A 12,883-nucleotide genomic window follows, 5' to 3' on the forward strand; every position below is an offset into this window, starting at 1 on the left:
GGACCCGGCTTTGTGGACAGACCTTTCTTTTGCCCGGGTAAATCCCATGGATGATATTCAAAGCCTTTTTTTCATCGGGCAATACATGGACACGAAGAATTTTTTCAGTTGCTCCCCTGAGCATGGCAAGTATCCGGTGGGAAGGCGCTTTAAATGCTGGTTCCTCCCAGTCAAAATAGTCCTTGAACTTGGCCCCGTCGTCGTCTTTTCCCTTGATCACCGTTGCGTGGATCATGGCTGTTTGAATAAACAGATCCCGGATCCCGGACCGGATGGATGCATCTTCGTTAATGATTTCGGCAATGATATCCCTGGTCCCGGCCCAGGCCTCTTCCAGGCTCGCCACACCAGGACCGATGAATCGGGTTGCCTCCTTTTGAAGGTCGATGCCGCTTTGGGGCTCCAGAATCATCAGGGCCAAAGGCTCCAGTCCCTTTTCCCGGGCAATTGTGGCACGGGTCCGTTTTTTGGGCCGGTACTTTTCGTACACATCCTCCAGCCGGGTCATGGAGTCTGCATTTTCAATGCATTGGCCCAAATCTTCGGTGTAAAGCTGCCGTTCCTCCAAAGACTTGATAATGGCCTGTTTCCTGGCTTCCAGTTCTTTTAAAGCCTTTGCCCTGTCCCGGATACCGGATATGGCCACCTCGTCCAGGCTGCCTGTGCGCTCTTTTCGATACCTTGCGATAAAAGGCACTGTGGCGCCCTGATCCAGCAACTCCAGAACTGCTGCCACCTGGCTTTCTTTCAGGCCGCTTTCCCGGCTGATTATTGTTTCAATATCCATGCTCTCCCTAATACCTGCAAGCTTTAGCAAAGTCAATCGCCTTGAGTTTTTGCCCCCGGGCGGGCAGCCAGGTTCAGCGCTTTGATTCCCGGGGGGCAGAACGAATCAATGGCGCTGCCCGGGGTTGGGGTGTTTATGGACATACTGGTGGATATGGACATCTTTTTGCAACTGCCCGTTTTCCATCATAAACATGGCATTGGCAATCTGCGACATAAAATCACTTTCATGGGAAATAAGAATATAGGAAAGTTCAAGGCGGTTCAATACCCCAACCAGAAAGGCTTTTGTTTTTTCATCAAGGCCTGTGCTGGGTTCGTCCAGAAGCAGCAGTTCCGGCTCCATGGAAAGCACCGTGGCCAGGGCCACCAGGCGCTTTTCCCCGCCGGACAGTTTATGGGTGACCCTGTTTTCAAAGTGGGCAATGCCAAGCCGTTCCAGGGTGTTTCTTGCAATATCCCTGGCTTCGGGTTTTGATTTGCCAAGGTTGAGCGGCCCAAAGGCCACATCTTCGAGAACCGTAGGGCTGAACAGCTGATCATCGGCATCCTGGAACAGCAGGCCCACTTTTTTATAAACTTGTCTGAAATCTTTTTGGGTTTTGACAGGTTTTCCAAAAAATTCAATGGTACCGGAAGACGGGGTAAGCAGGCCCATGATGAGATGAAACAGGGTGGTTTTCCCGCTGCCGTTGGGCCCCACTAAACCGATGCGGTCCCCTTTGCGGATTTCAAGGTTCAGATTGTTTAGCACCCGGCCCTGGCCCGGGTAGCTGAAACTGATGTTTTCAAGGCGCAGGATGGCAGGGGGAGTTGTCACAGGAATATCTCCATAAAAACCAGGCAGGCGGCCGCTGCCAGGGCCGCCAGCGTCCAGATTATGTCTGCAGGGGAAAGGGCAAATTCATGCAGACAGATAAATCTGCCTGAAAACCCCCTGCATTTCATGGCATTGTAAACCCTTTGGGCCCTGGCCGATGCCCGGACAAACAGCATGCCGCAAAGATAGGCATAGGTCCGGTAGGTGTGCATATTGGTCCGTGCCGCAAAACTGCGCAGTTTTGCGGCACGGACCAGGCGCCGGTATTCCTGCTCGATAACAAAAATATACCGGTAGGTTAACAACAGCAGATGCACAAATTTTCCAGGGATTTTGAAAAAATTCAAAGTATAGCCCAGGGTGCCCAAATCCATGGTGGTAATCAGGGCCATGGACACCAGCAGGATGGCATTGGATTTAATGCTGATTGCCGTACACAGGTCAATGCCCTGCCGGGTGATCCCAAGTTTTCCTATTTTGTAAACCACATCCCCGTCATAGGTAAGGGGCAGAATGGCCCAGAAAAATACCAGAAATCCCCAGATGAACACCAGGCGCTTGAATACCTCGGCAAGGTTCAGGCGGGCCCATAGCACCAGAATCAGTGAAAGTCCAAGGCCTGCCCAGAGCATGGGCATTTTTCGGCCAAGGGCGATTACAAAACACAGCAGGGTGGCTGCGGCCACCCTGCACCTGGGATCCGTTTTGTGAATAAATGAATGGCCGCAAGCAAAGATCTCTTCAATCATGGAATGTTGTTATCATGATTTCTTCTTGCGGGATGAAAAATACATGGCCACGCCCATCAGGCCGAATATGTATCCGATGCCCCCAAGAATTTCATTCATGGACGGGCCTTTCTGCTCCAAATCCGCCACCATTTTTGTCAATGGTGTGATTTTTTTATTTAACGCCTTTGTCACGGCCTTTTCAACAATGGATTCTAACTGGGCCGGATCAACGGACGCGGCTGCCTGTACAGCCTGTCCGGAATCCGGCGTTGCCGCAGGTTCTGGCGCGGGTGTTCCTTCATCCCGGGCGCTTGCGGCTGTACCTGTTTCTCCCAAATCTTCAAGGGGAATGGTCCACTCGGCCTGATGTCCCATTCCGGCAATGAGTTCAATGCGCATGGCTGTTTTTTCAGGAATCGGAAATGAAAATTCTCCCTTTTCATTGGTCTGTGTGCGTAAAAGTTCCTTTCCATTTAAGTCCCAGACGATAATTTCCGCGTTCTGGGCCTTTTTGCCCCCGCTGAATTTAGTTTCCCCTAAAACAGTGTCGCCTTCCACCCACGCAAATACCGTAACTTTATGCGCCAGGGCATTCCCGCCTGAAAGAATGAAAAAGAGCATCAGACAGGACAGTTGTATAACATATTTTCGATACATCATTATTGTTCACCATATATAAAACATTCGTAATCTGGATATTATACTTGTTTTTCCGCCATTTTTGTTCTGCCGTCCAATGCGGCCTGCTGTTGTGCCCCAGACCATTGGGGCAAAAGTTCGGGCTGCACTTTTTTAAGGAAACTGACACAGAAAACCGCCACAAGCCCTTCGATAACCATGACCGGAAGATGGGCAAGAACAACGACCCAGGCCACCGATAGAAAGCGTTCCTGGGTAAACATCAGGGCGGCCCCCACAAGCAGGCTGCTGAAAAAAACGCTTAAAAATCCGCAGGCAAAGGAGGCGGCATAGGATACCGCGCCGGGTTTATGGACAAATCCTGAAAACAGGTAATAACAGACCACAGCAGGCGTGGCCATGATAACCGTATTGACCCCTAAAGTGGTGATTCCCCCGAACTGGAACAGTACACCCTGGAGCAGAAGCGCAATCAAAATAGAGGGAAAGGCGACCCAGCCCAGCATCAGCCCAAGAATTCCGTTGAGAATCAGATGGGCGCTGGAAGGCCCGATGGGCACATGAATCAGGGACGCCACAAAAAAAGCGGCCGACAAAATAGCGGCCTGGGGAATTTTATCTTCTTTAAGTTTTTTCAAGCCCACGGCAGTGCCGGCCACGGATAGCGCCATCCCGGCCCCTAAAACCGGGGCGGAAAGAACACCTTCAGAAATATGCATAATACCTTCTTGTCACTGCCCAGCCGGGCCAATGAGAACCATCTGACAATCATCCCGGCTGGTATTTTCTATTTCATTTTTTTATTCGAACCCTATTTGGTTTTCCAGTCTTCAAATTTTACCCAGATCACCGCACCCAACTCAACACCCTTTTCCTGCCCCTCAGCTTTAAGGGTAAAATCAGCTTCATTAAGTGCAGCAAAACCCCACCAGCCGGCCTTGGGTGCGGCATAGGTGAATACACCGTTTGCGTCAGCCTTGATGGTCTGGGTAACCATATAATCCGTGGGTGCTTTGGATTTACCGTCTTCGTTGTAATATTCCACTTCAACTTCTGCATAAGGCACTGCTTTGCCGTCCAGTTTTACGACGCCCTGGAACACGTTGCCGGCATACTGTCCAAAGGGTTTGGACAAGGGTACGATTTCTGTTTTCAGCCCGATCTCTTGGTCCCATCCTTCGTCGTCACCGAAAGCGGTAACCACGGTTTTGGTGTAATGAATGATAAAGCAGTCTTCGGCAGGTTCCCAATAGGGTACGGGCTCCATGTAAAACATGTAAACGCCGGGTTTTTTGATTTTGTAATCTGTTTTCCAGGCCGTGTGATCCAGAACCTTTGCCTGTTTCAAGGTTCCTAAAAGATTCTGCGCCTCGCCGTTTGCCCGCACGGCAAATACTTTGGGTTTGACAAGTTCCATCCCGACGCCCTCAAAGGGGTGGGAAAAAGAGGCTGTAATATGAACAGTGCGGTCTTCATCCTGCATAACCATGTTGTCCGAAGGGATGACCATCCCGTAATGTGCCTGGACACTTACGGCAGTAAACATAAGAACAAGAAACATGAGCCCTGATGCGATCAGTGATTTTTTCATCGTTTTTTCTCCTGTGAATCCTTAGAAGTATTAAAAAATACGCAAAACAGCGTTGCCAGCTTAAGTCTCAACCTTCTTGGCCGGGTCCGAAAAAAATAATGAAATTTAATGTGAACCACAGGCTTCATGCCTGCATTAGGATTTTTCTTCTTCTATCTTAAAAAAACGATTGAATCAATGGGAAATGTTGTACAGCAGTGCTGACGCAATGTCATAAAGTTAACAGCAAGGCTTATTATTCATGTAATGCTCTCGCTTGTTGATCTTATGTTTCCGTTTGAATTTACGCCCGGGCCTAATGGGTTCTGTTGCCGCCATGAAAAGGGCATGAAGCTCCTTAATCAACTGTACGATAATTTCACGGGGCCTTTCAAAAAGCAAAAAAAGTGTGTCTTTAGATTTTGAAATTGCCTGTGTCATATTCAGCTCATATTCATGCTTTTTTTCATGGATCTCCTTCTCAACTGTCTCCTGAGCCGGGGAGGCCAGCACCCACGTGAGATTTTTTGCCAGGACTTTTGAATGGAAATCTTGATAGACATAATATAGATTAAAAAATATGCTAAATTAATGTTGCCCTGGGTGGTCCGGGGTTCGGTTTTTTTTTAAGAAGGGGCTGAATTTTTATTCCGTCCCTTTAATATTTATGTCTCAAAAGTGTATCAAAAATCTCTTTATTTTTGATTGGCCGGAATTCGGGCCGGAATAAAGAAAAAGCGATTGAGAATTTATTCTTCTCAATCGCTCTAAAGCCTTTGTTGATGGCGGAGAAGGGGGGATTCGAACCCCCGGTACCCGGTTAGAGTACACACGCTTTCCAGGCGTGCACCTTCAGCCAGCTCGGTCACCTCTCCAAATAGACCCAAGGAGAATAGTGTCTTTTAATCGAAGTGTCAAGGAATAATGCGCTTGGGTAATATATTTAAATCCATCATATCCCTGGGCGACAGGTAAATGGGGGAAAGGGTCCTGTTTGGCGCACTTATATCTTTCCGGCCTGAAAAGACAACGCGTTTTGGTGGCTTTTCCTGTGCGGTGTAAATATAGCGTATCCACTCAGGATTAATAGATGTTGACTGCACAGCGTTCCTGATATCTATCAGACGTTCGAAAGGGAAAATTATCATAAGTCTGCCTTTGTGCCTGAGAAGTGTTTCGGCTTTTAGTGCAAGGACCTGGATATCCATGGTGATCTCGTGGCGTGCAATGGCTTTTTGGGTATCCGGGTTTAATCTTCCGGTATTTTGTTTTTTATACGGTGGGTTTGACAAGATCAGATCAAAGGGCCCGCCTGCGGATTCAGGATTAATGGTCTTAATATCCTGATTCATTATTGATACAGTTTGTTCAAGGTTATTTTTAATGACGTTTTTTAATGCTATTTCAGCCAGTTCCGTTTGAATTTCAATGCCGGTAATGTGGGATTGGGGAAAGCAATACCCCAAGATGACAGGGATAATCCCGCAACCGCATCCTATATCCAGGATGCGATCACCGGAACAGACGGATGGAACCTGGCTGCACAGCCAAAAGGGATCCATGCTGTAACGGTAGCCCTCTGCTGGCTGCAAAAGCGATAGCCTCCCCCCAAAAATCCGATCAGTAGTGTATTTCTCCAATTTTAAACCGTAGGCGTGTAATTAAAGGCATGTTCAGTCTTGCATTCAGGTTTTCAATCATCTCTTTTTCAAGAAATTTGAGTTGGTGTATCCATACCGAGCTTGACACGATTACCTGCAATTGACCGTTTTTAAATGTATCCGGTTTAGCATTCTGGGCAATGGCGGTTCCAAGAGCAAAATCCCATATTTCCCATATCTGCGTGATTTGCGTTTCCTGGGGGGGTCTGTACTTTGACAAGGCCGTTGACAAGATGTCTCCGATATGAGTCAGATGGTTTGAATCTGTTTTTTTATTCATGTTCAATTTCACCTTGGTATTTTATCATAAGTTAGACAATGTTATAACATAATACTAAAGGATAGGGAATCAGGCGTATAATGCAACTATGCCCGATAACCATGATGCCGCAGGCGTTATTCCAAATAAATATTGCCTTTTAACCTTTATTCTTATAATTAGAGTGATATTTTACCTACTAATAAATATTCAAGCGGACCACATGGATACAATGATCATTGTCAGGTTGGTCTCTCATTAACAGGATGTAATTTTATGAATTGGGATTGGGAAAAACTTCGAGAAAATCAGAAAAAATATGAACAAAAACAAGGCAGGGAACCTGGGATGCCTACGCCACCCCAGATGGACGACCTGCTCAATAAATTTAAAGGGGTTAAATTTTCCGGCTTCTTTTTTATAGGAATCATTATTGTCGCTGTGGTGATAGGGGTTTCCACCGTGTTCACCATTGGCCGAAGCGAGGTCGGGGTTATCCAGCGTTTTGGGAAGTATGATCGTCTGGCCCAGCCCGGTCTGAATTTCAAGATGCCTGCAGGCATAGAAAAAGTAACCAAGGTGAATGTCAGGCAGGTTGAAACAGAAGAGTTCGGATTTAAAACGTACAGCGGGTCAGAGACTTATCGTGCGTCTGCATCTGCGGAGTCTTCCAGACAGGAGGAATCTTTATCTTTAATGCTCACAGGCGACCTTAATGTTGCCGTTGTTCCCTGGATTGTCCAATACCGCAGATCTGACCCCAGAGCTTATCTTTTTAATGTGAAAGATGTCAGATCCCTGTTAAGGCATATGTCTGAAGCAACCATGAGAATCATTGTGGGAGACCGAAGCATCAATGAGGTCATTTCAAGCCGTGCAGAGATTGCAAGTGCGGCCAAGGAAATGCTTCAAAAGGAAATGGACGATGCAAAGGCCGGGATCAGTATTGTCAATATTGAGATGAAAAAGACCAATGTGCCGGAACCGGTGCAAGCCTCTTTTAATGAGGTTAATCAGGCCATCCAGGAAAAGGAGCAGACCATATATAAGGCCAAGGAAGAATACAATAAGGCTGTTCCTCTGGCCCGGGGCGAAGCAAAGCGTCTGATCAAAGATGCCGAAGGGTATGCCATTGACCGGGTGAACCGTGCCCAGGGTGATGCTATCAAGTTCAAGGCCATCTGTGATGAGTATGTCCGGGCAAAGGATGTGACCCGGAAACGGATGTATCTGGAATCCATGCTTGAAATACTGCCCAAGCTGGAAAACAAATACATCATTGATTCAGATCAGAAAAACCTGCTGCCGTTTTTAAATATGGGGGCCAATTTGTCAGACCAAACCCTTCGGAAAGGTGAGTAAGTATGGAAGATGCTAATAAAAATACGGGAAGGGTAAATGCCGTTTTTCTGGCGGTTGCAGTCATTGCTGCCCTGGTTTTATATAATTCTGCCTATATGATAGATGAAACCGAACAAGTGGTCATCACCCAGTTCGGGCGTATTGTGGGAGATGCAAAGAAAACACCGGGATTAAAGTTTAAAATTCCATTTATCCAGAAGGTGAATTATTTCCCCAAAAACCTGCTTGAATGGGACGGGGATCCGGGTCAGATTCCCACAAAAGATAAAACATATATCTGGGTGGATACCTTTGCCCGGTGGCGGATTAATGATCCTATTGTCTATTTCCAGACTGTGAAAGATGAATTTTCTGCTCTGAAAAGACTGGATGATATTATTGATCCGGCTATGCGTGATTTGATTTCCGCATACCCGCTTGTGGAAAGTGTAAGAAACACAGACCGTCCCATGGATACCTTTGATTCCATCCAGGGGCAGGGGGACAAGGAAGGGCAAGAAACGCCTAAGCGTCTGGTTCGCTACCAGGTGGAGTGGGGTCGGGCTGAAATTGCCCGTCAGATAGAGAAACAAGCCCGGGAAAAATTAGCGGATTTCGGAATTCAGGTGGTGGATGTAAAGATCAAGCGAATTAATTATATCGACAGTGTCCGCAGTTCTGTTTATAATCGGATGATTGCCGAAAGAAATCAGATTGCAGAAAAGTTCAGGGCAGAGGGTCAGGGGGAGGCCAGCAATATCCGAGGCGGGAAAGAAAGAGATCTTCAGGTGATCAAATCCCAGGCATATAAGCAGGCCCAGGAAATAAAGGGTAAGGCAGATGCGCAAGCTGCTCATATTTACGCGGCAGCCTATGGGCAGGATCCGGAGTTCTATGCGTTTGTGAAAACCATGGAATTGTACAAGAAGGTGCTTGAGAAGGACAGCTCTGTTATATTGTCAACAAATTCCGAACTAATGAAATATTTTAAGGAAAGTTCAAATTAGATTAAGACGTGTGGGATATGAGTATTGAGTTGAGTTAAGACAACTCAATACTCCCCACAGGCCGGGAAAGAAAAAGACGAATCCTGTTTCTTTAAAACCTATTTTTTCTTTCTCTGGTGCCTGGTTTTGGCAAGGAGCTTTCTATGTTTATGCTTGCGCATTTTTTTTCTTCTTTTTTTAATAACGCTGCCCAAAAAAATCACCTCCTTTTAAATCAGTAAAACTGTCATTATGATTTGCTAAATTTCGACTATAGCATAGTTTTAAATTAAGTGTCTATTTTTTTGTTGCATGGAGCAGGAATGTAAATGACACGTTTTTTCAATAAGAGTGAACTTGAACAGGTTTCCACTGCAGCCTTGCGGGCCGAGGAGATGGTGTATAATTATTTTAAGTTGTCTTCCTCCCAATGGCTGAAAAACAGATATGACATTAAAACTGCCAGGGATCTGGTTTCACATGAACGGGTGGAAGGTCCTTTTGCCCAGGTGCTTAAGTATGAAGGCCGGCGGCAGGATCTTTCTTTAGGCTCGTCAGTATTTAGTCTCTATCATGTATGTATCCAGGATCCTGCGATTATTTCACTTGTTGCGGCAAATTTAAAAATTTGTCTTGATCCCTTTCTTTTGTATATCCTGGTCCATGAGCTTGTTCATGTTGTCCGGTTCGCCCGGTTTGAACACCGCTATGAAAACACCTGTGAAGCAGAGGTGACCCGGGAAGAAGAAAAAAAAGTGCATAGGATTTCCCATAATATTATTGCACCCAAAACAGTGCCAGGGATGTCACAAGTTTTTGAATTTTATGAACAATGGTATTAATGATCAAAATAAAAATATCTTTAAAAATTTTGACGGCCCATCCTTGACAAGGAACAAAGACTTATTATTTTAGTTTTGTTTTTCAAGCAAGGTGTCCCGCAGGATAAGCGGTTTCAGCAATTTAGAGGAAGGAAAAACAAAAATGCCGGTTTACGAATACCAATGTAGCGGGTGCGGACACATAGAAGAGGTTTTTCAAAAAATTTCAGAGTCCCCCCTGGAAGTTTGTACTATGTGCAATGGCAAATTAAAAAAGATTATTTCTCAAAGCACTTTTCATCTTAGAGGATCCGGATGGTATGTAACGGATTATGGCGGAACCCAATCCGGTTCCAAGCCTAAAGAACAATCATCAGTAAAATCAGAAAAGGCAGCTTCTAAATCAGATTCCCAATAGGTGATGATTTAGTTAACAAGTTGACTTAATTCAAAAATAAAAATTAACGCCGAACTTTAATAATCAAAGGAGAATTGTATCATGAGTTTCAGGCCATTGAGCGACAGAATTCTGGTTGAACGTGTTGAAGAAAATGAAAAAACCAAAGGCGGTATCATTATTCCGGACACAGCAAAGGAAAAACCTGCCGAAGGCAAAGTGGTTGCAACGGGTAACGGCCGCATGGGCGAAGACGGAAAACTGCTTCCCATGGACGTGAAAGTCGGTGATCGCGTATTGTTCAGTAAATACGGCGGCACAGAAGTCAAAATTGACGGAGCTGATTTCCTGATTATGCGCCAGGACGATGTGCTGGGCATTGTTGACTAATGTCTGCTTACGTCCTGAAACTAAAATCTTTCGGGATTTTGAGCTTAAGTTGATATATACTTCAATATAAAGATACAATAAATAATTGATGGAGATAAAATAGAATGGCTAAAGAGATTAAGTACGATGCCAAAGCACGTGAAGCAATGCTTAAAGGCGTCCAGGCACTTGCCGACGCAGTAGTTGTTACCCTGGGTCCCAAGGGAAGAAACGTTGTTATTGAGAAATCCTGGGGATCTCCCAATGTTACCAAAGACGGTGTAACTGTTGCCAAAGAGATTGAGCTCGAAGATAAGTTTGAAAACATGGGCGCCCAGATGGTTAAAGAGGTGGCTTCTAAAACTTCTGATATGGCGGGTGACGGTACCACCACCGCCACTGTTCTTGCCCGGGCCATCTACGAAGAAGGGCAGCGCATGGTTGTTGCCGGCAACAACCCCATGGGTATTAAAAGAGGTATTGACAAAGCGGTTGCTAAGATCGTTGAAAGTCTTGAAAATCTTGCCAAACCCACCAAAGATCAGAATGAAATTGCCCAGGTCGGAACCATTTCCGCCAACAATGATGAGACCATTGGTAACATCATTGCCGAAGCCATGGATAAAGTTGGCAAGGAGGGTGTTATCACTGTTGAAGAAGCCAAATCCATGGATACAACCCTGGATGTTGTTGAAGGTATGCAGTTTGACCGTGGATATCTTTCACCTTATTTCGCAACCAATACTGAAAAAATGGTTGCGGCTTTGGATGGCCCGTATGTCCTGATCTGTGATAAAAAAGTATCCTCCATGAAAGACCTGCTTCCTGTGCTGGAAGATATTGCAAAAACAGGTAAGCCCCTTGTAATTGTTGCAGAAGATGTTGAGGGTGAAGCCTTGGCCACTCTGGTTGTCAACAAGCTGCGCGGCACCCTGAATGTGGCTGCTGTTAAAGCGCCCGGTTTCGGTGACAGAAGAAAGGCCATGCTGGAAGATATCGCTATCCTCACCGGTGGCCAGGTCGTTTCCGAAGAGATCGGCCTCAAACTGGAAAACGTTACACTTCAGGATCTTGGCCAGGCCAAGACGATCACCATTGACAAAGACAATACCACTATTGTTGACGGCGCAGGATCCAGAGAGGCCCTTGAAGGCCGTGTAAAACAGATTCGTGCCCAGATTGATGAAACCTCTTCTGATTATGACCGTGAAAAACTGCAGGAACGCCTGGCCAAACTGGTTGGTGGGGTGGCTGTAATTAATGTCGGTGCTGCCACGGAAACAGAAATGAAAGAGAAGAAAGCCCGGGTTGAGGATGCTTTAAATGCAACCCGTGCAGCTGTTGAAGAAGGTATTGTCCCCGGCGGCGGCGTGGCTCTGGTGAGATGCATTCCTGCCCTTGATTCCCTTGATGTGGAAGGCGAAGAGAAACTGGGTGTCCAGGTTATTGCCAAGGCTATTGAATGGCCTTTGCGCAAAATTGCTGACAACGCAGGTGTTGAAGGTTCTGTTGTCATCAACAAAGTTAAAGAAGGTCAAGGCGCATTTGGATACAACGCCAGAACCGACGTATACGAAGACCTTATTGAAGCAGGTGTTATTGATCCTAAAAAAGTGGTTCGTTTTGCCCTGCAGAACGCAGCCTCTGTTGCATCTGTCATGCTGACCACCGAAGCCATGATTGCTGAAAAACCTGAAGAAAAAGCAGGCGGCGGCATGGGCGGCGGTATGGGCGGCGGTATGGGCGGCGGTATGGGCGGCATGGGCGGTATGATGTAATTCATCATATGAGACTATGAGCGAATTTGTCCGGCCATGATGTGATTTGGTAATATTAAGCCCCTTTGTCCAAGGCAAGGGGGCTTTTTTCTATTAATTGACAGAAAGGCCGGTCTCCTATATGTAGCGTCTGGGTGGGCATGTGCTCCTCTAACGAGCCGTTGAAACATCATGTAGATTTATATATTTTTATCTGATATGGTTCCCAAGGCGTAAGGCGCAAACATAGTTTAAGGAAGGATTTATGACCACTGAATCAGTCGGCCTGTTATATATGCTTACCAATGCCGGGCCAGTTGTAAAGTTTATCATGCTGTTGCTGCTGTTTTTTTCCATTATCTCTTGGTCTATCATATTCATAAAATTCCGGTATGTCAGAAATTCATTCAGGGATTCGGCTGATTTTACGGAAGTGTTCTGGCAGTGCCGGACCCTGGCAGATGCCTTTTCCAAGGCCAAGGCGCTTCGTTCCAGTCCTCTGGCCCGGCTTTTTCTTGCCGCTTACATGGAGGCAGCAAGAACCGAGAGTAAGGAAAACCTATCCGCAAGGAAAAATACCGGATCAACACTTCAGACCATGGGAAGTGTCAAGCGTACACTTAACCGTGCCATTAACGTGGAAAACCGGCGGTTGAGCCAACTGGTGTCCTTTCTGGCAACAGCGGGCAATACAGCGCCATTTATCGGTCTGTTCGGTACGGTGTGGGGCATCATGAGCACCTTCC

General features: G+C 46.3%; 16 protein-coding genes and 1 tRNA gene. 7 read left to right on the forward strand and 10 right to left on the reverse strand.

What is annotated here, in order from left to right; genetic code table 11:
- The 9 genes from AB7U36_RS08705 to AB7U36_RS08745 all read right to left on the reverse strand — a co-directional run.
- A partial coding sequence (locus AB7U36_RS08705) for a Tex-like N-terminal domain-containing protein (protein WP_428159396.1) occupies positions 1–787 on the reverse strand: 787 nt, incomplete at its 3' end.
- 105 nt (positions 788–892) lie between these two features.
- On the reverse strand, positions 893–1,588 hold the full coding sequence (locus AB7U36_RS08710) for an energy-coupling factor ABC transporter ATP-binding protein (protein ID WP_428159410.1): 696 nt from the start codon (positions 1,586–1,588) through the stop codon (positions 893–895).
- 14 nt (positions 1,589–1,602) lie between these two features.
- Complete coding sequence (gene cbiQ / locus AB7U36_RS08715) at positions 1,603–2,355, reverse strand: cobalt ECF transporter T component CbiQ (RefSeq protein ID WP_428159397.1); 753 nt, start codon at positions 2,353–2,355, stop codon at positions 1,603–1,605.
- A gap of 12 nt (positions 2,356–2,367) precedes the next feature.
- A complete protein-coding gene (locus AB7U36_RS08720; protein ID WP_428159398.1) occupies positions 2,368–2,997 on the reverse strand; it encodes a hypothetical protein in 630 nt (209 codons plus the stop codon).
- Positions 2,998–3,035: 38 nt separating this feature from the next.
- Positions 3,036–3,695 carry a cobalt transporter CbiM gene (gene cbiM / locus AB7U36_RS08725; RefSeq protein WP_428159399.1) on the reverse strand — a complete coding sequence of 220 codons (660 nt, stop codon included), beginning with the start codon at positions 3,693–3,695 and terminating at the stop codon, positions 3,036–3,038.
- A gap of 92 nt (positions 3,696–3,787) precedes the next feature.
- Positions 3,788–4,567, reverse strand: coding sequence for a DUF4198 domain-containing protein (locus tag AB7U36_RS08730; RefSeq protein ID WP_428159400.1), 780 nt, complete (start codon positions 4,565–4,567; stop codon positions 3,788–3,790).
- A gap of 762 nt (positions 4,568–5,329) precedes the next feature.
- Positions 5,330–5,421: transfer RNA gene (locus AB7U36_RS08735), tRNA-Ser, on the reverse strand.
- Positions 5,422–5,460: 39 nt separating this feature from the next.
- Complete coding sequence (locus AB7U36_RS08740) at positions 5,461–6,138, reverse strand: tRNA1(Val) (adenine(37)-N6)-methyltransferase (RefSeq protein ID WP_428159401.1); 678 nt, start codon at positions 6,136–6,138, stop codon at positions 5,461–5,463.
- Between the two features lie 28 nt (positions 6,139–6,166).
- Positions 6,167–6,487, reverse strand: a complete 321-nt coding sequence (locus AB7U36_RS08745) for a DUF721 domain-containing protein (protein WP_428159402.1) — start codon at positions 6,485–6,487, stop codon at positions 6,167–6,169.
- 255 nt (positions 6,488–6,742) lie between these two features.
- On the opposite strand from AB7U36_RS08745, the gene hflK reads away from it, so the two are divergent.
- Together hflK and hflC are read left to right on the forward strand one after the other, a co-directional pair.
- On the forward strand, positions 6,743–7,828 hold the full coding sequence (gene hflK, locus AB7U36_RS08750) for an FtsH protease activity modulator HflK (RefSeq protein ID WP_428159403.1): 1,086 nt from the start codon (positions 6,743–6,745) through the stop codon (positions 7,826–7,828).
- A 2-nt stretch (positions 7,829–7,830) separates the two neighbouring features.
- The gene (gene hflC / locus AB7U36_RS08755) at positions 7,831–8,814 is read left to right on the forward strand and encodes a protease modulator HflC (RefSeq protein WP_428159404.1); all 984 of its coding nucleotides are present in this window, start codon (positions 7,831–7,833) and stop codon (positions 8,812–8,814) included.
- A 98-nt stretch (positions 8,815–8,912) separates the two neighbouring features.
- On the opposite strand, the gene AB7U36_RS08760 is transcribed toward hflC, so the two are convergent.
- Positions 8,913–9,017 (reverse strand): 30S ribosomal protein bS22, encoded by a 105-nt coding sequence (locus AB7U36_RS08760; protein ID WP_004074089.1) that lies wholly within the window; start codon positions 9,015–9,017, stop codon positions 8,913–8,915.
- Positions 9,018–9,122: 105 nt separating this feature from the next.
- Here AB7U36_RS08760 and AB7U36_RS08765 point away from each other — a divergent pair, with 105 nt between their 5' ends.
- The 5 genes from AB7U36_RS08765 to AB7U36_RS08785 all read left to right on the forward strand — a co-directional run.
- The gene (locus AB7U36_RS08765; RefSeq protein ID WP_428159405.1) at positions 9,123–9,635 is read left to right on the forward strand and encodes a hypothetical protein; all 513 of its coding nucleotides are present in this window, start codon (positions 9,123–9,125) and stop codon (positions 9,633–9,635) included.
- 142 nt (positions 9,636–9,777) lie between these two features.
- Entirely contained in the window at positions 9,778–10,032 is a 255-nt protein-coding gene (locus tag AB7U36_RS08770) for an FmdB family zinc ribbon protein (RefSeq protein WP_428159406.1), read from the forward strand.
- An 81-nt stretch (positions 10,033–10,113) separates the two neighbouring features.
- Positions 10,114–10,401, forward strand: a complete 288-nt coding sequence (groES, locus tag AB7U36_RS08775; protein WP_428159407.1) for a co-chaperone GroES — start codon at positions 10,114–10,116, stop codon at positions 10,399–10,401.
- 104 nt (positions 10,402–10,505) lie between these two features.
- Positions 10,506–12,158: a chaperonin GroEL gene (gene groL, locus AB7U36_RS08780; protein WP_428159408.1), complete on the forward strand. Its 1,653-nt coding sequence runs from the start codon at positions 10,506–10,508 to the stop codon at positions 12,156–12,158.
- A 244-nt stretch (positions 12,159–12,402) separates the two neighbouring features.
- The coding region (locus AB7U36_RS08785; RefSeq protein ID WP_428159409.1) for a MotA/TolQ/ExbB proton channel family protein at positions 12,403–12,883 on the forward strand (481 nt) is incomplete at its 3' end.

It is taken from the genome of Desulfobacter sp. (assembly GCF_050177295.1).